Source organism: Providencia sp. 21OH12SH02B-Prov (assembly GCF_027362595.1).
GTDB lineage: Bacteria > Pseudomonadota > Gammaproteobacteria > Enterobacterales > Enterobacteriaceae > Providencia > Providencia zhejiangensis.
In genome coordinates this window covers 908,786-930,563 of record NZ_CP114796.1, presented here as the reverse complement: position 1 = coordinate 930,563, position 21,778 = coordinate 908,786, and the positions used below count along the sequence as shown (strand labels likewise).

General features: G+C 41.5%; 16 protein-coding genes and 3 tRNA genes. 8 read left to right on the top strand and 11 right to left on the bottom strand.

The genetic code is table 11. The features are described 5' to 3' along the window. The first annotated feature begins 62 nt into the window (after positions 1 to 62). Both ppnN and xni read left to right on the top strand, forming a co-directional pair. Positions 63 to 1,430, top strand: a complete 1,368-nt coding sequence (ppnN, locus tag O7C57_RS04385) for a nucleotide 5'-monophosphate nucleosidase PpnN (protein WP_154622487.1) — start codon at positions 63 to 65, stop codon at positions 1,428 to 1,430. A 31-nt stretch (positions 1,431 to 1,461) separates the two neighbouring features. Beyond that, complete coding sequence (gene xni, locus O7C57_RS04380) at positions 1,462 to 2,226, top strand: flap endonuclease Xni (protein WP_247046717.1); 765 nt, start codon at positions 1,462 to 1,464, stop codon at positions 2,224 to 2,226. A gap of 71 nt (positions 2,227 to 2,297) precedes the next feature. On the opposite strand, the gene rlmM is transcribed toward xni, so the two are convergent. From rlmM to O7C57_RS04360, 4 genes are all read right to left on the bottom strand, one after another. Continuing rightward, the gene (gene rlmM, locus O7C57_RS04375) at positions 2,298 to 3,395 is read right to left on the bottom strand and encodes a 23S rRNA (cytidine(2498)-2'-O)-methyltransferase RlmM (RefSeq protein WP_154622488.1); all 1,098 of its coding nucleotides are present in this window, start codon (positions 3,393 to 3,395) and stop codon (positions 2,298 to 2,300) included. Beyond that, the gene (locus tag O7C57_RS04370) at positions 3,388 to 3,783 is read right to left on the bottom strand and encodes a DUF423 domain-containing protein (protein ID WP_163862859.1); all 396 of its coding nucleotides are present in this window, start codon (positions 3,781 to 3,783) and stop codon (positions 3,388 to 3,390) included. Before O7C57_RS04370 ends, rlmM begins: the two co-directional genes overlap by 8 nt. Before the next feature lie 144 nt (positions 3,784 to 3,927). After that, a complete protein-coding gene (locus O7C57_RS04365; protein ID WP_154622489.1) occupies positions 3,928 to 4,866 on the bottom strand; it encodes a transcriptional regulator GcvA in 939 nt (312 codons plus the stop codon). A 124-nt stretch (positions 4,867 to 4,990) separates the two neighbouring features. Then, a complete protein-coding gene (locus tag O7C57_RS04360; RefSeq protein ID WP_269723672.1) occupies positions 4,991 to 5,335 on the bottom strand; it encodes a hypothetical protein in 345 nt (114 codons plus the stop codon). 145 nt (positions 5,336 to 5,480) lie between these two features. On the opposite strand from O7C57_RS04360, the gene csdA reads away from it, so the two are divergent. Both csdA and csdE read left to right on the top strand, forming a co-directional pair. Continuing rightward, positions 5,481 to 6,689 carry a cysteine desulfurase CsdA gene (gene csdA / locus O7C57_RS04355; protein WP_269723671.1) on the top strand — a complete coding sequence of 403 codons (1,209 nt, stop codon included), beginning with the start codon at positions 5,481 to 5,483 and terminating at the stop codon, positions 6,687 to 6,689. Positions 6,690 to 6,698: 9 nt separating this feature from the next. After that, positions 6,699 to 7,160 carry a cysteine desulfurase sulfur acceptor subunit CsdE gene (gene csdE, locus O7C57_RS04350; protein ID WP_154622491.1) on the top strand — a complete coding sequence of 154 codons (462 nt, stop codon included), beginning with the start codon at positions 6,699 to 6,701 and terminating at the stop codon, positions 7,158 to 7,160. Positions 7,161 to 7,185: 25 nt separating this feature from the next. On the opposite strand, the gene tcdA is transcribed toward csdE, so the two are convergent. Together tcdA and mltA are read right to left on the bottom strand one after the other, a co-directional pair. Beyond that, complete coding sequence (gene tcdA / locus O7C57_RS04345) at positions 7,186 to 8,004, bottom strand: tRNA cyclic N6-threonylcarbamoyladenosine(37) synthase TcdA (RefSeq protein WP_154622492.1); 819 nt, start codon at positions 8,002 to 8,004, stop codon at positions 7,186 to 7,188. A 21-nt stretch (positions 8,005 to 8,025) separates the two neighbouring features. Continuing rightward, on the bottom strand, positions 8,026 to 9,117 hold the full coding sequence (gene mltA, locus O7C57_RS04340) for a murein transglycosylase A (protein ID WP_154622493.1): 1,092 nt from the start codon (positions 9,115 to 9,117) through the stop codon (positions 8,026 to 8,028). Between the two features lie 360 nt (positions 9,118 to 9,477). On the opposite strand from mltA, the gene O7C57_RS04335 reads away from it, so the two are divergent. The 3 genes from O7C57_RS04335 to O7C57_RS04325 all read left to right on the top strand — a co-directional run bounded on the left by O7C57_RS04335 (position 9,478) and on the right by O7C57_RS04325 (position 9,767). Beyond that, positions 9,478 to 9,554 (top strand) — tRNA-Met (locus O7C57_RS04335). Positions 9,555 to 9,584: 30 nt separating this feature from the next. Further along, positions 9,585 to 9,661, top strand: a tRNA-Met gene (locus O7C57_RS04330). Between the two features lie 29 nt (positions 9,662 to 9,690). Continuing rightward, positions 9,691 to 9,767 (top strand) — tRNA-Met (locus O7C57_RS04325). A 104-nt stretch (positions 9,768 to 9,871) separates the two neighbouring features. Here O7C57_RS04325 and amiC read toward each other — a convergent pair. Next, on the bottom strand, positions 9,872 to 11,122 hold the full coding sequence (gene amiC, locus O7C57_RS04320) for an N-acetylmuramoyl-L-alanine amidase AmiC (protein ID WP_154622494.1): 1,251 nt from the start codon (positions 11,120 to 11,122) through the stop codon (positions 9,872 to 9,874). 246 nt (positions 11,123 to 11,368) lie between these two features. On the opposite strand from amiC, the gene argA reads away from it, so the two are divergent. After that, positions 11,369 to 12,712 carry an amino-acid N-acetyltransferase gene (argA, locus tag O7C57_RS04315; protein ID WP_154622495.1) on the top strand — a complete coding sequence of 448 codons (1,344 nt, stop codon included), beginning with the start codon at positions 11,369 to 11,371 and terminating at the stop codon, positions 12,710 to 12,712. Between the two features lie 59 nt (positions 12,713 to 12,771). Here argA and O7C57_RS04310 read toward each other — a convergent pair whose 3' ends face one another. Genes O7C57_RS04310 through ptrA form a run of 4 tightly spaced genes read right to left on the bottom strand, consistent with a single transcriptional unit; the run spans position 12,772 to position 21,760 of the window. After that, positions 12,772 to 13,341 (bottom strand): hypothetical protein, encoded by a 570-nt coding sequence (locus O7C57_RS04310; RefSeq protein WP_154622496.1) that lies wholly within the window; start codon positions 13,339 to 13,341, stop codon positions 12,772 to 12,774. 57 nt (positions 13,342 to 13,398) lie between these two features. Beyond that, a complete protein-coding gene (recD, locus tag O7C57_RS04305; RefSeq protein WP_269723983.1) occupies positions 13,399 to 15,255 on the bottom strand; it encodes an exodeoxyribonuclease V subunit alpha in 1,857 nt (618 codons plus the stop codon). Next, entirely contained in the window at positions 15,255 to 18,857 is a 3,603-nt protein-coding gene (recB, locus tag O7C57_RS04300; RefSeq protein WP_251464622.1) for an exodeoxyribonuclease V subunit beta, read from the bottom strand. The genes recD and recB overlap by 1 nt, the downstream gene beginning before the upstream one ends. A 5-nt stretch (positions 18,858 to 18,862) precedes the next feature. Beyond that, entirely contained in the window at positions 18,863 to 21,760 is a 2,898-nt protein-coding gene (ptrA, locus tag O7C57_RS04295; protein ID WP_269723670.1) for a pitrilysin, read from the bottom strand. Positions 21,761 to 21,778: the final 18 nt, after the last annotated feature.

Below are 21,778 nucleotides of genomic sequence, written 5' to 3'. Positions count from 1 at the left end.
TGGATTTATTTCGAATTATTTCGGAGAGCAATCCGTAATAAAATGATTTAAAAGGGAAAAAAATGATTACTCATATCAGTCCATTAGGATCCATGGATCTACTATCTCAACTTGAAGTTGATATGTTAAAGCGCACTGCTAGCAGCCATCTTTATCGGCTATTTCGAAACTGCTCATTAGCGGTTTTGAATTCAGGAAGCTTAACAGATAACAGTAAAGATTTATTGGATAAGCATACTGACTTTGATATCAACGTATTACGCCGTGAACGTGGCGTAAAACTAGAGCTCATCAATCCACCTCAAGATGCTTTTGTCGATGGTAAAATCATCCGCTCTATACAAGCAAACCTGTTTGCTGTCCTACGTGATATCCTCTTCGTTCATGCGCAAATTATCTACGCAGAACAAAAACTGCAATTAGATTTGGAAAATGGCGCGCACCTGACTAACATCATTTTCTCTATACTACGTAACGCTCGCACACTTCATCTTGATGAAGATCCTAGCATGATCGTTTGCTGGGGCGGCCACTCAATCAATGAAACTGAGTACCTTTATGGCCGAAAAGTCGGTAATGAACTTGGTTTAAGAGAGCTGAATATCTGTACGGGGTGTGGGCCAGGCGCTATGGAAGCACCAATGAAAGGTGCGGCGGTTGGTCATGCTCAACAACGTTATAAAAATAGCCGTTTTATTGGCTTAACAGAGCCGTCTATCATTGCCGCTGAGCCACCGAATCCATTGGTGAATGAGTTGGTTATTATGCCTGATATCGAAAAACGTCTTGAAGCGTTTGTACGGCTAGCGCATGGCATTATTATTTTCCCAGGTGGTGTGGGTACCGCAGAAGAACTACTCTATTTATTAGGTATCTTGATGGATCCTGAAAATAGTGCACAGGTTCTCCCTTTGGTGTTAACGGGGCCAAAAGAAAGTGCAGAATACTTCGCTGTACTTGATGACTTTATTCGTCACACCCTTGGTGATGAGGCAAGTAAACACTACCAAATTATCATTGATGATCCCCAAGAGGTGGCTCGTGTTATGAAAAAACACATGCCTCTAGTAAAAGATAATCGCCGTAGTACAGGTGATGCGTATAGCTTTAACTGGTCAATCAAAATCAGCCCAGAGCTACAGCATCCTTTCGAGCCAACCCATGAAAACATGGCATCTTTGAACTTACACCCAGGTCAATCACCAGAGAAACTGGCATCCGACCTGCGTAGAGCGTTCTCTGGTATCGTGGCAGGTAACGTGAAAGAAGTTGGAATGAAAGCTATCGAACAGCATGGACCATTTAAAATTCATGGAGATAAAGAGATCATGCAACGCATGGATACTCTGCTAAGAGGCTTTGTAAGTCAACATCGTATGAAGCTCCCAGGCGGGACTGCCTATGAGCCTTGCTATGAAATTGTGAAATAAATGGATAAAAGCCAAGGATGGCAAAAACATGATGATCCACTTACTTATTATTGATGCACTTAATTTAATTCGTCGCATACATGCGGTACAAGGTAGCCCTTGTGGTGACAGCTGTATATCCGCTGTATTGCAGCTTATTTCGCATACCTCTCCCACCCATATCGTTGCGGTATTTGATGAAGAAGGTAGGCATAATAGCTGGCGGCATGAAAAGTTACCTGACTATAAAGCGGGCCGACAACCCATGCCTGATAATTTACAGGCTGAGCTCCCGACATTAATCAACCAGTTTGAATCCAAAGGTATTCATTGTTGGCAATCACATGGGGATGAGGCCGATGATCTTGCGGCCACCTTAGCAAAAAAAATCGCCGATGCTGGACAAACCGTCACCATAGTGTCGACCGATAAAGGCTATTGCCAATTACTCTCCCCCGCCATTCGCATCCGTGATTATTTTCAAAAACGTTGGCTAGATGTCCCATTTATTGAGAAAGAATTTGGCGTACAGCCACACCAACTACCTGATTACTGGGGATTAGCGGGCATTAGTAGCAGTAAAGTCCCCGGCGTTACAGGGATTGGAGCGAAAAGCGCCACATTACTTTTACAGCAGTATCACTCAATTGAAAATTTATTTGCTAACTTAGAGAATGTTGACGAGAAATGGCGAAAAAAACTCATTGGCCAGCTCGATATTGCCACAACTTGCCGTGATATTGCGACATTAAGAACGGATATCGCATTACAAGGCAACCTAAACCAACTACGTTATCAGATTAAATCATCTTCATAAAAAACTGCACCTTACTTCGCCATTTATCAGCGTTTGGGGTGCAGTGATAAGTGAGGGGACCCGTCTAATGCTTAATCACGTATTGGCGCATAAGCCGACCAAATTCGCTGAACATGTACGGTGATCTCCTCACGGTCATGGTAAAGCTGTTTTGCTTGAATACGGACATTAATGCCTTGCTCTTTTAACTGAGTAAACATTTTATCCAGAATATGAGAAACTTCCTCATAACGTTTCTTCATTGGCAATTTTAAATTGAAAATGGTTTCTCGGCACCAACCTTCTAATAACCAATGCGTCATTAACGCAGCAACTTTTGCAGGTTTTTCAACCATATCACAGACTAACCAAGTGATATTTTTGGTATTTGGCTCGAATTTAAACCCATCAACCTGATGATGCCTAACCTGCCCTGTATCCATCAAACTTTGTGCCATCGGGCCGTTATCCACGGCATGTACCATCATACTTCGCTTAACTAATTGATACGTCCAACCACCGGGGCATGCACCAAGGTCAACCGCATTCATACCACTCGCTAAACGCTCTTCCCACTCATCATAGGGAATAAAGACATGGAACGCTTCTTCTAGCTTCAACGTTGAACGGCTAGGCGCATCCGATGGGAATTTAAGACGCGGAATCCCCATATAAAATGGAGAAGTATTCGAACTATATGAATAGCCTGTATAGCAGCAACCAGGCGCAATAAAGAAAACATGAATAATAGGACGTTTAAAGTTTTCTTTAGCCAGCAAAATTTTTTCTTTGCGCAGTGCATTACGCAAAGGCACTGTAAACTTACGGCAAAACTTCAGTAGCTCTTTGCTTTCGTTAGTATCAGCAACTTCAACACGAAGATCACCAGCCCGCTCCACCTGCTGGCTGAGTACACTTACAATCGGTGAAATGCGATCTTCAGGAGGCAAATCTTTCAGCAATTCGCCAACCACAAACATTTGACGTGCAAAAATCAATTCACGAAAAGGCAGCTCACGGGCAAGTTTATCGGCATCTTCAGCCTGATAACACTCAAAAATAACATAGCCGCTATTTTCTTTGACTCGAGCAAAACCAAAAACGTCTTTTTGCCCTGCTTTATCTGTAATTTCTGCCGCACACTCTTTTTCAAATCCAGGACGACAATATAATGCAATTTTATTACTCATGGCGTAACGCCGGTTTCCTTAGACGCATAGCGCCGATAACGACCAACAGCCAGCCAATAAGAAAACAAACTCCCCCTACTGGCGTAAAATAGGAAAAGTATTTTACCTGTAACAAGGCCATACAATAAAGGCTACCACTAAAAAGAAGTATGCCTACAGCAAAAAAAACACCACACCAGTAAAACCAAAGGATCACTTTGCGTAATAAAATAGCCCCCAGTACCATTAAGGCGACTGTGTGTAGCATTTGATAACGCAAACCAATTTCAATCCATTCCATCTGATGGGCACTCATAATCGATGACAGTGCGTGAGTACCAATAGCACCAAAGGCCACCGTAAAAAACCCACTAATCCCAGCAAAAATTAACATCAAACGACTATTCACAGTAACACCTTTTATTTACTATAACCGAAATAACCCCAGTCGCCTTAAGATGACCTAATAACATTCCTATACATTCAATCAACTGAGTGCCGTTTTCACTATGCAACTAACTACAATTTGAAGAATAATGGGCATGTATAATTACTAAATAAGTGCAATATCTTGATCACCTGTAATAAAACCCAATTTTTCTTGTTCGCTTGCCGCTTGGGCCAAAATCCATTGACGAAATGCGGCTATTTTACCTAAATCAGCTTGGTTTTCCTGACACACAAGGTAAAACGCATTTTTGCTCACCAAAACTTCGCTAAATGGGCAAACTAAACGACCTGCGTCTATTTCATTTTTAGCCATAACATTATTCGTTAATGCCACACCCTGCCCGTGAACGGCAGCCTGAATGACCATCGCACTGTGACTAAAAATAGGCCCTTGTTGGACATTAATAACATTATGCAATTCTAATTGGCGAACATAAGCTTGCCAATCCCGACGAGAAGAATCATGCAATAAAGTATGATTCACCAAATCTTCGGGTTGCTTTAATGGATATTGTCCGGTCAATAATACCGGAGAACAAACCGGCATTAAATATTCAGCATATAATCTGTCTGTTCTAAGCCCAGACCAATTCCCTCGTCCATAGAAAATAGCGACATCAACATCATCGGCTAATTTATCTTCTTCTCGATCAACTGCTTGAATCCGCACATCGATCCCTGGATATGCTTGGTTAAAACTAGAAAGACGAGGCACAAGCCATTGTATCGCAAAGCTAGGAGATAAACTGACTGTTAGTGCCCCTTTGGCGCTACGTGCCTGTAATTTCCTTGTAGCCTCATTGATAGAGGAGAATATTTCTTTAATATCAAGGTAGTAGCTTTGCCCCTCTTCCGTTAATAGCAAAGAGCGATTACGGCGGCGAAATAATTTCAACCCAAGGAAATCTTCCAAGCTTTTCATTTGGTGGCTAACAGCAGCTTGGGTTACAAACAACTCTTCTGCCGCTTTAGTAAAACTTAAATGACGAGCGGCTGCATCAAATACTCTTAACGCATTAAGTGGCGGTAATCTTTTAGACATAATCACTTCTACTCGACAGGGTTATATGCATTAGTTTTTTTCATCCGAAGCATTATAAATTGTCCATTGAGGATACGCCAGTAAATACCTATAGTATGCGCACTTCCTAAGCCGGAACGAAAAGTTACAGAGTTTGGTTACTTTGAAACTTTTGGCTTTGTGGTTGTGATGTTGTGTTTGCAAGTTGTCTGGGAATGCCAGACTTTGTAGCTTTAGCTACTGTTTTTTTCACTTCCTGTACATTTACCCTGTCTGTCCATAGTGATTTTTGTGATGCACCGCCTAAGTTGCGGTGCTTTTTTTTTGCAGACAAGCAAAAGAAAAAATCTAAAAAAGACAACGTGTAAACAAGTTTACAGAAAATCTTCATCGTTAGATATTTAAGATTAATCTTGAAGTTAACGTAATGAGATATCTCGTCACCAATAATGATAAAAGAAAAGTGATTGCAATCTGTCGCAAAAGACATAATCATTCCAAAATACTTTCTAAATTTCTCGCACCATCACGGGTCACCATCAAAAATTAACACAATAAAAAGTGCAGCGCGTAAATTTAAAAAGTATTAACAACGTCGGTTAAAAAAACACATATTCAGACAAAGAACACATACAATGGATCATTTTTCTGCCAAGCAGTTTCGAGAACAATTTCCCGCTATCCAGTCTCATACCGTTCACCTAGATAGTGCCGCGACAGCCTTAAAACCAATCTCCATGTCTCAAGCCTCAAATGACTACTATCTCCACTCTGGTAGTTCAGTTTATCGCGGGCAATCTCCTGAATCATTGAGAATAACTCAAAATTACGAACAAGGCCGAGTACGTGTTGCGAAATTGATTAACGCAGAAGATGAAAACACAATTATTTGGACGCGCGGCACCACAGAATCTATTAATCTTATTGCGCAAAGCTATTTTAGGCATCATTTAAAGCCTAATGATGAAATTATTGTCAGCGAATTAGAACACCATTCAAATTTACTGCCTTGGCTAATCCTCGCTCAGCAAACGGGCGCAAAAATAATCAAATGGCCGATCAATCAAGACCAAACTCTACATATTGAGAAATTGAAGCAATTGCTTACCCCTAATAGCAAAGTGATTGCTATCACTCAAATGTCAAACGTAACAGGCTATCAACCGGATTTAACAGCGATTACTTCACTGGCACATAAGGCAGGTGCTCTCGTTGTCGTTGATGGCGCACAAGGCGTTGTACATAGCCCAATGGATGTTTGTGCCATGGATATCGACTTTTATGCTTTCTCCGCTCACAAACTTTATGGACCGACTGGCCTAGGGGTTTGTTACGGTAAACCTAATTTACTGGCAGCAATGTCTCCTTGGCACGGCGGCGGAAAAATGCTGTCAGAAGTCAGTTTTGACCACTTTACCCCTGCTCCTATTCCCCATTGTTTTGAGGCTGGTACACCGAATATTGCTGGGGTCATCGCTTTTTCAGCGACGCTGGATTGGTTATCTGAAATCGATTTACACCACCGTGAGGCGCATTGCTGCTCATTGATAAATTATGCCCATGAGCAACTGAAATCACTCTCAGGATTTACTTGCTACAGCGAACCCAATACCCCTTTGCTTTCCTTCAATTTTGACGGCATACACCATAGTGATTTGGGCCTATTATTGACTGAACAAAAAATTGCATTACGCTATGGGCAACATTGTGCGCAACCATTAATGGATGCACTCGATATTAGAGGCTGCTTACGTATTTCTGTCATGCCATACAATAATCTGCAAGATATTGATAAATTTATTAATGCGCTAAAGTTTGCACTCTCAATACTGAATGATGAATAAGGAAGCCTAATGACTTCAATAACACCAACATTTGCGCCGCATCCTTTTGGAACAGAACTGAAAATTGAGGCAATAGTAGAGCAATTTTCAACACAAAAGGCGTGGGAAGATAAATATCGTTCACTCATCCAACTTGCTCGCCAATTACCAACGCTGACTGAAGAACAGAAACAACACACTCAGGAAGTGAAAGGATGTGAAAATAGAGTTTGGATTGGCGCGAGATTGAATGACGACAACACCTTCCATTTTTACGGTGATAGTGAAGGACGCGTCGTTAAAGGGTTGTTTGCGATTTTATTAGCGGCGGTAGAACACAAAACCAGTCAAGAAATCCTTGCTATCGATTTTAAAGAGATCCTCAATAGCACTGGGTTGTCTGGTCAGTTAAGCGAATCACGACAAAATGGAATAGCCGCATTAATCACGACTATCCGTAATTTTGCTAGCGAAATGACACCTACCGAATAATGCACTAGAGGCTATTGCTATAGCCTCAGTTGTTTGCTCTATTTTCTCGCTCTAATTTTGCAACCATCTTTTTAAGCGCATGTGAAACAGCAATAAATCCAAAACTTGCCGTGACCATCGTTGCCGCGCCAAAGCCTGAGGCGCAATCCATTCTTTTGGAACCGTCGGCAGTACTCTTAGCAGCACAGACTGAACCATCACTTTGTGGATAGACTAATTGTTCCGTTGAAAAGACACAATCTATGCCTAATTTACCTTTGCTATTTTTAACCACATTAAAATCAGATTTTAAACGTTCCCGTAATTTAGCCGCGAGCGGGTCTTGAATGGTTTTTGCCAAATCGGTTACTTGAATTTGCGTTGGATCGATCTGTCCGCCAGCGCCTCCCGTCGTGATGACAGGAATTTTATAACGACGGCAATAGGCTAACAACGCCGCTTTAGGCCTGACACTATCAATCGCATCAATCACATAATCAAACCCAGTTGAGAGCAATTCTGCCACATTGTCTACCGTCACAAAATCATCAACAATATTCACTGTACATTCAGGGTTGATTTCGAGCAGCCTAGCTTGCATCACTGAAACTTTTGGCTGACCAATCGTTGATTTTAGGGCATGCAACTGGCGATTAGTGTTAGTGACACAGATATCGTCCATGTCAATCAGCGTAATCGCGCCTATTCCAGTTCGAGCCAAGGCTTCAGCAGCCCAAACCCCGACCCCTCCAACGCCAATAACACAAACATGGGAGCGGGCAAAAAGCGATAATGCATGTTGTCCGTAAAGGCGCCCGATCCCAGCAAAGCGCTGCATCCAAGCATCTGAAAGCTTAGTTTGCATAGTCAATAACAACCTTAATAACTACTTGCTACCGAACAGTGGCTGGCTCTTTTTCAAGACCCACACTCTTCCGTAATGATTATAATAACCGGCCATTTTTCCTGCCTCATGGCCTGTTCCATGATAAATATCGAAATGATGACCTTTAATCGCACCACCAACATCTAAGGCAATCATCATACGCATTTCATAGCGTCCCGTAAATTTACCTGTGTTATCAAGTACTGGAATCTCTGCCAACAGCGCTGTGCCTGGGGGGATAAGGGTTTTATCTGAAGCAACTGACGCTTTAGCGATTAACGGAACCGCGCTAGCTCCTCTGACTGGCACAAATGATTGTGGCTTAAAGAAGACAAAAGAAGTATTTTCCTCAAGCAATTGGCGCACTTCTTGTTCGCTATGACTATTGGCCCAATCATGGATGGCTTGCAGTGACATTTTTTCTAGGGGTACTTCACCGCGGTCAACAAGCACTTTACCAATACTCTTATAAGCATGGCCATTTTTACCTGCATAACCAAAGAAATTCAAAGGGCTACCATCGCCAAAGTCAACATAACCGCTACCTTGAACTTCCATCATAAAATTATCGATAGCAGAATTACTGTAAGCTAAAATTAAATTGTCACTTAAAGCGCCATTATAAATCGCGGCTCGACTTGGTAAGCGTTTTTTCCCCTTTGGCGGCATTCCATACAAGGGATGCTGAAAAGCGCCCTGCTTTGTGCGGCGCGCTTCAATAACTGGGGTGTAATACCCTGTAAATTGTACGTTGCCATAATTATCGACACCTTCCATTTGGAATGCCGTTAAATTGAAATTAGTCAGCTTTTTCGGGTCTCCTCCTGCCATTAACCAATTTTCGATAGCATGGTAGGTGTCATTGTTATTTTGAAATAAACGCGGCGATGCATTTTTGATTTCATAAACTTGCTGACTAAAATCGTGTGAATTGATAGGGCGTCCTTGAACATTCAGTTGACTGACTTGCTGAAGGTCTTGATTTAAACGTCCATCTTTATATTGCTGTCCTTTGTCTGTCGGATGAGACTGACAGCCAACAAGCAAAGTAACAAGCGCACTTGCTATACACCACTTTTTCCATAATTTCATATGATATCGCCCACATCAATCCAATATGAAGCGCACAATAGCAAACCCCAATAAATAATGAAACGGCTAATCATATATATACTCATGGTCGCTAGAATGGTTTCAACCTAATTTCCCAAAAATGCTACTGAACACAGGCTCTATCGGCATCGTGAATTCATTTTATTGTCGATAAATTATCCAGTTAAACGTTTTTAAGTAGAACCTTAGACAAAACCCATTACGACTTCAATGATTGCCCCTAACGATTAAAAAAACACCACAATGATGATATTTTGTTCTATCCGTGCTGGATTTTGAAAAAAAAACACAAAAAAACTTGCATCAGATCTCATCCCGAGTATAGTGCCCGCTATCGGACGCGGGGTGGAGCAGCTTGGTAGCTCGTCGGGCTCATAACCCGAAGGTCGTCGGTTCAAATCCGGCCCCCGCAACCAATAAAAAATCAGCATCAAAAATATTTCAGGCGCGGGATGGAGCAGCCTGGTAGCTCGTCGGGCTCATAACCCGAAGGTCGTCGGTTCAAATCCGGCTCCCGCAACCAATATCCCCTGTTATATTGACCTCTTCAGTCGCGGGGTGGAGCAGCTTGGTAGCTCGTCGGGCTCATAACCCGAAGGTCGTCGGTTCAAATCCGGCCCCCGCAACCACTTGTTATACTTCCCTTATCTTCCCAAACCTACCATGAAAGAAAAAAGGTGACTCACTTTTCAGTTCATCACCCTACACTATTTTAAATTTTGCAATACAGAAACTAATTTCTAATCGCTAACTCACCACCATTACGGAAATAAGCTTTAATTCCTTGAAAAATAGACTCTGCCATTTGTTGCTGGAACTTAGCTGTTTTCAGCTTACGCTCTTCTTCCAAATTACTAATGAAAGCCGTTTCCACGAGAATTGATGGGATCTCTGGTGCTTTTAGTACCGCAAAGCCCGCCTGATCGACTTTGTTTTTATGCAGTCGATTGACTTTCCCCATACGTTTTAAAACTTCATCGCCGAACTTCAAGCTATCATTAATTGTTGCAGTTTGAACTAAGTCGAGCATTGTATGATCCAGATACGCATCACCACTTTTGCTAACACCACCAATTAAATCGGCCTCATTCTGAGTTTGCGCAAGGTAACGTGCAGTATTACTTGTCGCCCCTTTCGTCGATAGTGCGAATACAGAAGAACCATGAGCAGAGCGATTCGTGAAAGCATCCGCGTGAATAGACACAAACAGGTCTGCTTGCATTTTACGAGCCTTAGCGACCCTAACTTTCAATGGAATAAACACATCTTCATTACGGGTCATATAGGCACGCATTTTAGGATCTTTATCAATCAACGCCTTCAAACGCCGTGCAATTTGTAACACAACATCTTTTTCGCGTGTTTTATATTTGCCCATCGCTCCGGGGTCTTCACCGCCGTGCCCTGGGTCAATCATAATGATAATTGGGCGATCAGTTCCTGCTTTACCGGGCTTTTTGGCCTGAGCAGGCATTTTTTCTTCTAAATCACCTTTATTATAATCCTCTAGCAAAGCCAACAGAGGGTCATCGGATGTTTCCACACCTTGCCCTGGATAAAAATCCATCACTAAACGGTTTTTAAACTCGGCAACAGGCCCCATCGTGAAGATCTGTGGACTAACCTTATTTTTTACTTCAAAAACGAGACGTACAGTTTTCGGGTCAAACTGCCCCACTCTAACGAGTTTAAGGTAGGGGTCTCGCGATTGAATCTGAGTTCCCATTTGCTTCAGGATGTTATTCAGTTGTACCCCTTCGAGATCAATCACTATGCGCTCAGGGTTATGCAATACCAACTGACGATATTTTAATGGAGCATTAGATTCTAGCGTTACGCGCGTATAACTTGATGCCGGCCATATACGCACCGCAATAACATTTGTATTCGCAGCGAAACCAAATGGGCTGACACTAAGTAACATAACCGCAGCCGCCCCCTGTATAAGGCGACGTTTAGATGGACAGTGATCTTGGTGACTCATCAATAATTCCGAACCTAAAACTGAATATCAGGTGATTTTAGAATAAAAGCCAAATTGAGGCCAGAAACATAAACTCTAGCGAATCATTCGCATGCTGTCATCAAGAATACACATTTAAATATAGAGATATGTAAACTCAAATAATAAAAATGTTACAAGTCTTGTTCTATCTTTTACTTGATATTTATCGCCAAAAAGAATAAAAATACATTAATAGCGAATAAAAATTCAATTATGAGGATGGTTATGAAAGAGCGCAGCACCGAGCTGGTTGATGAGTTTCGCCATTCGGTACCTTATATTAATGCCCACCGCGGCAAAACATTTATTATTATGCTTGGCGGAGAAGCAATTGCGCATGAAAATTTTCCAAGTATTGTCAATGACATAGGTTTATTACATAGCCTTGGCATCCGCATTGTTGTTGTTTACGGCGCTCGCCCTCAGATTGAGAACATCTTGGCTGAACACAATTATGAAGCGGTTTATCATAAACATACTCGGGTGACAGATTCGAATACACTTGAATATGTGAAACAAGCTTCAGGCGCTTTATTACTTGATATCACTGCTCGTTTATCGATGAGTCTTAGCAATACTCCTTTACAAGGCGCTCACATCAACGTTGTCAGTGGAAACTTTGTCATCGCCCAACCGCTTGGTGTCGATGACGGTATTGATTATTGTCATAGCGGTCGTATTCGTCGTATCGATGAAGATGCTATCAATAAGCAACTTGATAATGGTTCTATTGTATTAATTGGGCCAGTTGCAGTTTCTGTAACAGGAGAAAGTTTTAATCTCACCTCAGAAGAAATCGCAACTCAGCTTGCAGTCAAAATGAAAGCAGAAAAATTAATAGGATTTTGCTCTTCGCAAGGGGTTGCCGATAAAGAAGGGAATATTCTATCTGAATTATTTCCCAATGAGGCAGAAAATAGGATCCAAGAGCTGGAAGCTGAAGGCGATTATTATTCAGGAACAGTGCGTTTTTTACGTGGCGCAGCGAAAGCCTGTCGCCGTGGTGTGCGTCGTAGTCATTTGCTCAGCTATCAAGAAAATGGTTCTTTGATTCAAGAGCTGTTTTCACGCGATGGTATCGGTACTCAAATCGTCATGGAAAGTGCAGAGCAAATTCGCCGCGCCAATATTAACGACATTGGTGGTATTCTTGAATTAATCCGCCCACTAGAACAACAAGGTATTTTAGTTAGGCGTTCAAGAGAACAACTCGAAATGGAAATCGATAAATTTACCATCATTGAACGAGATAATTTAGTCATTGCTTGTGCAGCACTCTATCCTTACCCAGAAGAAAAACTGGGTGAAATGGCCTGTGTCGCAGTACATCCTGACTATCGTAGTTCTTCGCGGGGAGAAGAACTGCTACACCGCATAGCGCTACAAGCTAAGCAAATAGGATTAGAAAAATTATTTGTGCTAACGACGCGTAGCATTCATTGGTTTCAAGAAAGAGGCTTTATTCCTGCTGAGATTGAAATGTTGCCATTGAAAAAACAAGCTTTATATAACTACCAACGCCGCTCAAAAATTTTAATGTTAGATTTAAAAGCGCCTACCGACAAATAACGCAAGCCAAACTAACCTGATCCTTTATTGAGATCAGGTTAGTTATTCAATAAATCAGCTTAAGCAATTTGGACTACTCGTGATTTCTGGCAGAGTGGCGTACTGTCGATAATGGGCTGTAGCAATGCTGACATTTCGGCAAAGGATGAACCATAGAAGTAGAAAGCGGTTTCAGTCGGCCCTTCCCATACCCCATGGATAGCACCAATATCTTCGACAGCCTCATCCATTTTGTCGAAAATATCATTGATATCACTATTCTCATAAACTTCATCAGGCAATTCAGTACCATTTAAATAGAGTGCTAAGCCTTCTTCATCACCAAATTCAATTACCGTATCTTCTCCATGCACAATCAATCGAGAACCTTTTGGCGCTAACATAGACGAGAACAATTGAATTATCAGACTGATATTTTCGTCGTTAGCCTCAGCCACAGAAAGCTCGATATCACATTCTTCAATTTCACCGCTGTCTGAAAGTAAAGTACCACCTCCAGTCACCTGAATATCTTTATTCATCCCCTGCATGACTTGTGTAAATGCATCTTCTAAATCAGCACGTCTTTCCGGCTCGATTCTCGCTTTCAGTGTTACCGTTAACGCCGTCATAGTTGGCTGGTTATCCATATTATTACCTTTTGCATTTAAGTCTGATTTACGTAGCCACAGCTACTGCTTGTGACTCTATTTTACATTCATTAATTGTATTGCTAAACCACTACGCCGTTTTGTTGGCGTTTCAATAGCTCGACGTAAAATTTTCATATTGCAATACAAAGAAAGCGTTTTTTTAGCTCGCGTTATCGCGGTGTACACCAGTTCACGAGTCACTACTGGTGAATATACCTTCGGCAATACTAATGCGGTATGGGCGAATTCTGAACCTTGAGATTTATGCACCGTCATGGCATATGCCGTTTCATGTAGAGGTAATCGATTAGGCTGAATGCCTTTAATCGAACCATCTGGATACTGAAAGTAAGCTCTAAGAGCCCCTTCCTCATCGGGCAATATTATGCCTATATCACCATTAAATAACCCTAGCGGGCTATCATTTCGGCTAATCATAATTGGCCGTCCTGCATAGTGTTTATTGGTCTGATTAAATGGCCGATAAATAAGCCCTTGACGATGCAGTAGCTTTTCCAGCTTTTCATTTATTCCGATCACACCATAAGGCCCATCTCTTAAAGCGGTAAGTAAGCGGAATTGATTAAATTTAAACAATATCTCTGCTGGGTCATGAGCGGCTTTCACTGATAAGAGGTAATCTTGATAGAACTTCGCAGCGTCCATTAACATCTGAGCGTAATCGTCTTCACTTTCCTGTCCATAGGTCTGCACATCATTGAAGGAACTATTTAAGACTTTCTCAGCACGCTTCACATCCCCTTCATTAACCGCAAACGCAAGCTGCCCTATGCCAGAAGAGGCAGAAAACCGATAACTTTTACGCAATAAGCACAGACTATTTCTGATAAAAGGTCCGTTCTCAGAGACAAAATGCGCCAGCGAATAGCCCGTCAGATCGCTAAGTTCTTGCGCTCTTTGGGGGCTATAACCACAATCAGCAAACTGACAGATATCACCGAGTACTGCCCCCGCCTCGACTGAAGCTAGCTGGTCTTTATCACCCAAAAAAATTAATTTTGCATGAGAAGGTAAAGCTTCGATGAGTTTTCCCATCATAGGTAAATCTACCATTGAAGCTTCATCCACAATTAAGATATCTAATGATAATAAATTATCGCTATGATAGCGGAATTGCTGGCTTTCCGGCTGAGCCCCTAATAGTCTATGTAACGTCTTAGCTTGATTAGGGAGCATGCCTCGTTCTTCATCACTTAATGATAAACCGTCCAGAGCAGCGCCTAATGACTCAGTCAAACGAGCAGCCGCTTTACCTGTTGGGGCAGCTAATTCAATTTGAACATTGTGTTTATTCTCAACAGCAAGTTTCACTAATGCCGCAAGAATTCGAGCAACCGTTGTTGTTTTGCCCGTACCGGGCCCACCAGATATAACCGACACTTGGCTGGTCACAGCCACCGCAGCTGCAATTTTTTGCCAATCTATCTCACGACTGTGAGGGAAAAGCGCACCTAAAATTGATTTAAGATGCAATGAATCATATTGCGCGAATACAGTCTGTGAAAAGTACCTAGAGACACAACGTTCGTATTGCCATAACCGCTGAAAATAGAGAAATTCGCCTGATAATATTAAAGGTGATGGCTGGTTTTCATCCGCTAAAGTAATAAAAGGTGCGTTCTTAACTACTTGATAAATTGTTTCTTGATCAGGCTTTCCTATTGCACACCAAAATTCATGAGCTAATTCAGGATGACGTCCAGCAAATATCTTTTCCAAACTGACGTCTGCTAAGGATAAACAAACATGCCCCGTCATCGTTTCTGCACTTAATAATGCAGTAATAAAAAGTAATATTGGGCTGCGTTCTTCTGTGATGTTATAGGCAAATTGAATATCAAGAGGCGTAAACAAACGAGCTTCGATCGCTTTATTGAACAGCGCTTTCATCATGATGTGCTCCCTTCTTGTACATTGAGAAATAGCTGATCAAATGCATCTATAAATTCAGGCTCAGGTCGATAGTAAAAAATACCGTTATTTGACTCAGCCTTATCAATACCGCGTAAGAAGAGATAATAAACACCGCCAAAATGGATATCGTACTGATAGTTAGGCACCCGTTGTTTTAGATAACGATGTAATGCTAATGAGTACAATTGATATTGGAGATCATAACGATGATCTATCATGGCCTCGACCATCGCCGATTGCGTATAACAACTGGCATCCCCTCCAAGGTAATTTGATTTATAATCAAGTAGGTAAAATTTACCATTCCACAAAAATGTTAAATCAATAAAACCTTTTAAAATGCCCTGTACTTCTTCAAAACTCAGTGGAGGGCAAGCAGCAGATATAGGATCATATTGATGAGTAACGCGGTCAACGGCTTGGGGGTCTAATAACTTATCTATAGGTAAATAAAATTGCATCTCATCGAGCATATCTTGAGGCGCTAAAGCGGATAAACATAGGCCATCTTCCGCAAGTGGCGCCTGAACAATCGCCATTAACCACTCCTGTAGCATTTCAGCCCATTGCGTATCAAAGCCCGATATTTGAAGCTTTTCCTGCAACCACTCTAGAGGAACGTCTTTTGAAAACTCAATTTCTTCCATTAATTCATGCAGAAATGTTCCGGGTGCGGTCCCTTTAGGGAATTGGTGTGGTGTTAAAATGTGCTCATCCGCTAAGGGTAAAGTGGTATCGATACTGACTTCAATATCCATCTTTGGTGCAAGCGAACTTGCCAACTGCTCTGCACTAATTACTTGCTCACTCTCACCGTAAGACCTGCGATAACTTAACCCCGAATAACTCGTGACTCTCCAGTGATCATCAAAGAAGCGCGTCACATTTCTTGCTGATAGCGCCTCTGAGTCACCTTGATTCAACGCTAGCGAAATTGGCTCTATTTGTTCAATTCGCTCAACATTAATCACTGTATTCGTTAATTCTGCTAGCCCTTTATCGAGCAACGTAAAATCACCCGCTTCACTTTTTTGAATTAAATAGCCTAAAGCCGATAAATGCAGGTCAGTTTCTCCACTTTTCTTACGGTTGCCTTTGATGATTGGTGCAATACCTACGCTACAATGATAAATCGCTCGAGTTAAGGCGACATAGAGTAATCGTAGATCCTCCGCTAAACGTTCTTCATCTGCCAAAGCAATGTTTTCTTCATTGTCCGCAAGGTCTAAACGTGTCCGATAATTATCCCTATCATGATAAAGCGCCTTTGATTGAGGTAAAAAATTACTGGCAAAAGGCAACCAAACTATTGGGTATTCAAGCCCTTTCGATTTATGAATAGTACTAATTTGAACAAGGTGTTTATCACTTTCTAAACGCATTTGCTGCGCGTTAGATTGATGGTCAGGATCTGCTATTTGCTGAGTTAGCCAACGAACCAATGTATGCTCCCCTTCGAGTTGAAGAGACATTTCTTGCAGCAACTCACCAATATGCATAAAGTCCATTAGACGTCGTTCACCGTCAACTGAAGAAAGAAAAGTTTCAGCAATATGGCGTTCAGACATTAACACCCTAAGCATCGGTAGAACGCCCTGCTTACGCCAGATAATGGAGTATCGGGTAAATTCATCAACTAAAGCTTCCCACGCTTTTTCATCATAGTTGAGAGTATCAATTTCTTTAGCGTTTAATCCTAATGTGCCTGTCGCTAATGCACTACGTAAAACACGCTCTTTCTCAGGTGACAATACGGCCTGAAGGATCCACAGTAAGTCTCGTGCTTCTTGGGTTGAAAACACACTCTCTCGATTCGATTGAAAAACAGATGGGATACTAAGCTGGTTTAATGCATCGCGTATTAACATTGCCTCGCGCCGACTTCTTACCAGTACCGTAATATCAGCAGCAGAGACGGGTATTTCTTTCCCATCTTGCTGCTGAAAAACGGCGGTTCCCTTCAAGCCACCTTGTAATAGCTGGCTAATCTGTGCGGCACATTGTGCGGCCATCGTGTGTTCATAATCAGCAATAGAAACGGCTTCAGCATTAATTTGCCAAAAAGTTAGCGCTTTTACTGCCTCACCATTATGACAAAGCATCTTACCAGCGTTTCTTTCTGCAAAATTGACGGGATTAAATGGAATTTGTTCAAAAATAAACGGATTGTCACAATAGCTAAAAACATGATTAACCGCTTCCACCATATGTTGTGATGAGCGATGGTTAGTTTCTAATGTGTAATGGGCATTGACCTGTTTTTTCGCTTCAATATAAGTAAAAATATCAGCACCACGAAATGCATATATCGCTTGCTTTGGATCACCGATAAACAGCAATGCGCTATTTTCGACACCACCATAAATTCGTTGAAAAATACGATATTGTTGGGGGTCTGTGTCCTGAAATTCATCAATCATTGCCACGGGATAACGTTGGCTAATTGCTTCTGCTAAATATTTTCCACCTTGCTGCTTTAGTGCGCTGTCTAAACGAGTAAGTAAATCATCAAACCCCATCTCCCCACGATGATGTTTTTCCTGAATAATATTTTGTCTCACTTCAGTTATTGCCAGTGGGATGATCAAGTCTTTAATTGTTAATGATTGGGAAAGTAGCTCGTCGATACGCGCAAAAACGGCGTGCTCTGGCCCTGAACCACTTTTTGATTTCTCATGCAAAACTGCTTGAGAAAAACGCACAATTTCTTTTGGTAATTGATAATCCTGAGTTTCCTCTTCCGCCCAACGCAGCATTTTTTCTAACCAGCTAGGTAAAAAACGAGAGCTATAGCTCCGCTTATCAACATCTGAATTAGAGATAAGTCGTTCAAATTCAGAACAATTCGCTAGCCATAAAGACTTCACTTGAGTGATCAGCTCAATTAAGCGTTGATGGCGCTCTTCAAACGTTTCCGTACGCTGCTGTTCGTTAACGATATCGGGCATATCACCCTGTAAAAAAGGTTTAATTTCCGCCAGCAGTGCTTCAGGGCTATTCCATTGCGACAAAACAACCTTCGTCATTGAATAATCTAGCGGGTAAAAATGTCGTCGCCAAAAGTCTGCACAAGCTTGCTTTTGAATCGGAAGTTCATCTTGGATCATGGTTTGTTCGAATAAAACCCCTGATTCAAAAGCATTATGCACCAACATTCTTTGGCAAAATCCATGAATGGTATAAATCGCCGCCTCATCCATTTGGCGTTCAGCTGTCAGCAACCAACTAATCGCAAACTCTCGTTGCTCTGGTGTCGTAATTTGTGAAAGCAACTCTAAATATTCAGGTTCTTTTTCAAAACCAACGCCATTACGAATACAAGCAAGACGCATTTTATGGATTCGCTCACGGATACGTCCTCGTAGTTCATTAGTGGCAGCTTCTGTAAAGGTAACAACTAGGATTTCTTCTACAGTAAGGGGCCGAGAGAAGGCATTCTCTCGACCTAACCCTAATAATAAACGCAGATAGAGGATCCCTATCGTATAGGTTTTACCTGTACCCGCCGATGCCTCAATTAACCGCTGCCCTTGTAAGGGTAGGGAAAAAGCATCTAACAGTTGGGAACTTATCTGCATTTTACTCACTGTAAATCATCCTTAATAGGTAAAATCTTTTGAAATTCTGAAGCGTTAGGATAAAACACCCAGCCTTTTAATGGCGCATAGCCCGTTTTCTCATTCACGTCTTGACCAATGACTTGAGAGGCTAATGCCAATCCCTGACGTTTCATAACAGCACGCTGATAATAATCAATAACCTGTTGCTGAGTTGCTTTTTCAAAAAGCGCCAGAACCTTATCGCGAGTATCAAAAGTAAAAATATTACGACTAAAATCAGATGAATAGCGTCCTACTTCCTCATAGAAAGTTTGAGGAGGCTGTTTCATTTGAGTAATAATTGATTGTTTATACTGTTCAAACTCTTGAGCCGGTAATTTTTTCAATTTATCAAACGCTGCATTATAAAACTCTTGATAACGAGTATTGAGATAAGCTGGCGTTTGCGCATTACTTTGTAATAAGAAACCAATACCCCACTGATCGCCGATACCGACTTTGAAAGCAAAAACAGCATAGCCAAGTTGCTCATTCGTTCTGAGCTGGTCATAAAACCATGGCTGAATGATATTGGATAGTAATCCCGAGAGAACAGCGCCCTCGATACGGCTATAGCCTTCAGGAATAAAGATCTCTGCTAATGCGCTATCCGAGCTTTGAGCTTGTCGATGGAAATCAGCCAAATAGGCTTGATCAATGGCAACAATATCACCCCGCCACCAGTTGGTACCTTTACTCTTCAGTAATGCCTGTGCATCTTGAATGACTTTTATGCTTTGCTCTGAAGTCAAATTACCAATTACCATGGCTTGTAGTGCGGCACTGTCCACAACTTTAGTACGATAATCGGTAAGATCTTTTAGCGAAATATCATCCAGTACTGCTAACCGCGCTTCTTGCTCGAAATAAGGTACAGTATCAATTCGACGCAAAGGTTGCATCGCTAACTCATAAGCTTTAGCGTTATTAGCGACTTTAATTTGCTCTTGATACCAAGATTTGGCTTGAGCTAATTCCCTATCAGTGGGTTCAAAGCTAAGATAAAGCTTAGTCATGGATAAAAACAGCTCAGGCAAATGCTGTGTATAACCACTTGCATTAAACTGTAAACCTAACCCTTGTGAGACAGAAACAGACATCCCCGCCACTGAGGCTTGATATTGCAGTTCATCCATTTTTAAAGAGGCAATATATTGCAGTAAGGCGCCTGTGACTTGAGATTTAGCGTCCTGCTCACCAACTTTAGTTTTCAGCAATAAATTAATGGTTGCTTTAGGTTCATCCGCAAAGTACTGACTTGGCATATACAGAACACGGGTATTCTGATCTTGGTACACTAATTCGGGATGTTTATATTCCTTATCCACTTTAATTAAAGACAAATTATCTGGTATATAGGGATTTAACTCCGGTAATCTAAATTTCATTTTAGATTCAAGCTGTTCCCATTTAGCTAACTGTTGAGCTGTAATCTTATCGACTTGATAAGGTGCATCAACAAAATAAGCTTTTTTATTATGGGGCTCTTCTGGGCTAATAAACCAAATTCTAGCATCCTTAGCGGTCAGCTCAGATAAGCGAGCTTTTATAGCCGCAGGATCATATTTATCGGCAATATAATCGGAATCCAGTACGTGGTTCACAGGAACATTGATCATTTGGTCAGATAACCACTCAATGTAGTTCATGTCCCGAACAATAGAACCATAGCGGAACGAAAGATTTAGTACATTCGCTATTTCATCAAAATAATTTTTATTAACACCTTGTTTTTTCAGCAAATCAATATAAGAAAAAACAGCCGCAATAATTTCATCACGCTCAGCCAGACCTTTGTCCGTTAACGTAATATAGATGGAGAAAGAGCCATAATTACGGTCCGCGTTCGGAAGCGATGATGCACTGATCCCTTCAGCAAGCCCTTGCGATATTAACCAATCAGCAAGTGTACCGGGACTACGATTGCCAATTAGATAGCCAATATATTCATCACTTTTGCTCCGGAAATCAGCCATATTATTTTTGATACTAAATTCAAGCTGAATGGCTTTTTGAGGCTGAGCTGGCACATAATGAATAACAATTCCTTTTTCATTATCAGTAACAGCTGGCACCTCTGTTGAAGGAGCCGTCACCTTATGATCAGGAATACGCCCGAAAGTGTCTGCGGCTATCTTTGCTAATGATTCAATCGATTGGTCACCATAAAGTACCCCATTCATTAAATTTGCTGAGTAATACTTTTTATAAAAATCGACTAACTCAGTTTGTAATTTGCTGTTCGGCTTATCTTTTAGTGTTTCTAAATTTCCACCAGAAAAACGCGAATTTGGATGTTTAGGATTCAATGTTTCTGAACGAACTTGCCATAAACGCATTCCATCTCGAGAACGCGCCATTGTTAGCTCAGCATTGACCGCATTGCGCTCTCTATCCGCATTTGTGGGATCAAGTAATGGTTCAGCTAATGCATCAGCCAACCTATCAGCTGCCTCTTTGAGTGCACTATTTTCAACTTCTAAATAATACGCGGTGCGATGTGCAGCAGTGCTAGCATTATGGCTACCACCATGTTTTTGTAAAAATTCAGATAAGCTGCTTGGCTCTGGGTATTTTTTAGAACCCATTAATACCATGTGCTCCAAATAATGAGCTAAACCTAGCTGGCTGTCTGGGTTTTCTAAGCTCCCAACAGGAATCGACACCGCGGCTAATGATTTTGTCGCTTTTGGATCTGAAACCAATAAAACTATCATCCCATTATTCAGCTTAATGGCTTGATAAGTTCTTGGATCATTTTCACTCTTATTGATAGTTTCAGGCAAAACTTGCCAAAGGGGCTGAGCGATAACCGTCGCCCCCCAAACCATTAAGGTTAACAATAAGAAAAATTGAGCGATACTTTTGGATAAACGTAGCATCCTTTAATGCTCTCCTTT

What these genes read in the sequence shown, in the direction of transcription:
- O7C57_RS04310 (WP_154622496.1), bottom strand. Translation starts at nt 13,341, where the DNA reads ATGGATAACCAGCCAACTATGACGGCGTTAACGGTAACACTGAAAGCG.
- ppnN (WP_154622487.1), top strand. Translation starts at nt 63, where the DNA reads ATGATTACTCATATCAGTCCATTAGGATCCATGGATCTACTATCTCAA.
- rlmM (WP_154622488.1), bottom strand. Translation starts at nt 3,395, where the DNA reads ATGAGTAATAAAATTGCATTATATTGTCGTCCTGGATTTGAAAAAGAG.
- amiC (WP_154622494.1), bottom strand. Translation starts at nt 11,122, where the DNA reads ATGAGTCACCAAGATCACTGTCCATCTAAACGTCGCCTTATACAGGGG.
- argA (WP_154622495.1), top strand. Translation starts at nt 11,369, where the DNA reads ATGAAAGAGCGCAGCACCGAGCTGGTTGATGAGTTTCGCCATTCGGTA.
- recD (WP_269723983.1), bottom strand. Translation starts at nt 15,255, where the DNA reads ATGAAAGCGCTGTTCAATAAAGCGATCGAAGCTCGTTTGTTTACGCCT.
- xni (WP_247046717.1), top strand. Translation starts at nt 1,462, where the DNA reads ATGATCCACTTACTTATTATTGATGCACTTAATTTAATTCGTCGCATA.
- csdA (WP_269723671.1), top strand. Translation starts at nt 5,481, where the DNA reads ATGGATCATTTTTCTGCCAAGCAGTTTCGAGAACAATTTCCCGCTATC.
- ptrA (WP_269723670.1), bottom strand. Translation starts at nt 21,760, where the DNA reads ATGCTACGTTTATCCAAAAGTATCGCTCAATTTTTCTTATTGTTAACC.
- mltA (WP_154622493.1), bottom strand. Translation starts at nt 9,117, where the DNA reads ATGAAATTATGGAAAAAGTGGTGTATAGCAAGTGCGCTTGTTACTTTG.
- csdE (WP_154622491.1), top strand. Translation starts at nt 6,699, where the DNA reads ATGACTTCAATAACACCAACATTTGCGCCGCATCCTTTTGGAACAGAA.
- O7C57_RS04360 (WP_269723672.1), bottom strand. Translation starts at nt 5,335, where the DNA reads ATGTCTTTTGCGACAGATTGCAATCACTTTTCTTTTATCATTATTGGT.
- recB (WP_251464622.1), bottom strand. Translation starts at nt 18,857, where the DNA reads ATGCAGATAAGTTCCCAACTGTTAGATGCTTTTTCCCTACCCTTACAA.
- O7C57_RS04365 (WP_154622489.1), bottom strand. Translation starts at nt 4,866, where the DNA reads ATGTCTAAAAGATTACCGCCACTTAATGCGTTAAGAGTATTTGATGCA.
- tcdA (WP_154622492.1), bottom strand. Translation starts at nt 8,004, where the DNA reads ATGCAAACTAAGCTTTCAGATGCTTGGATGCAGCGCTTTGCTGGGATC.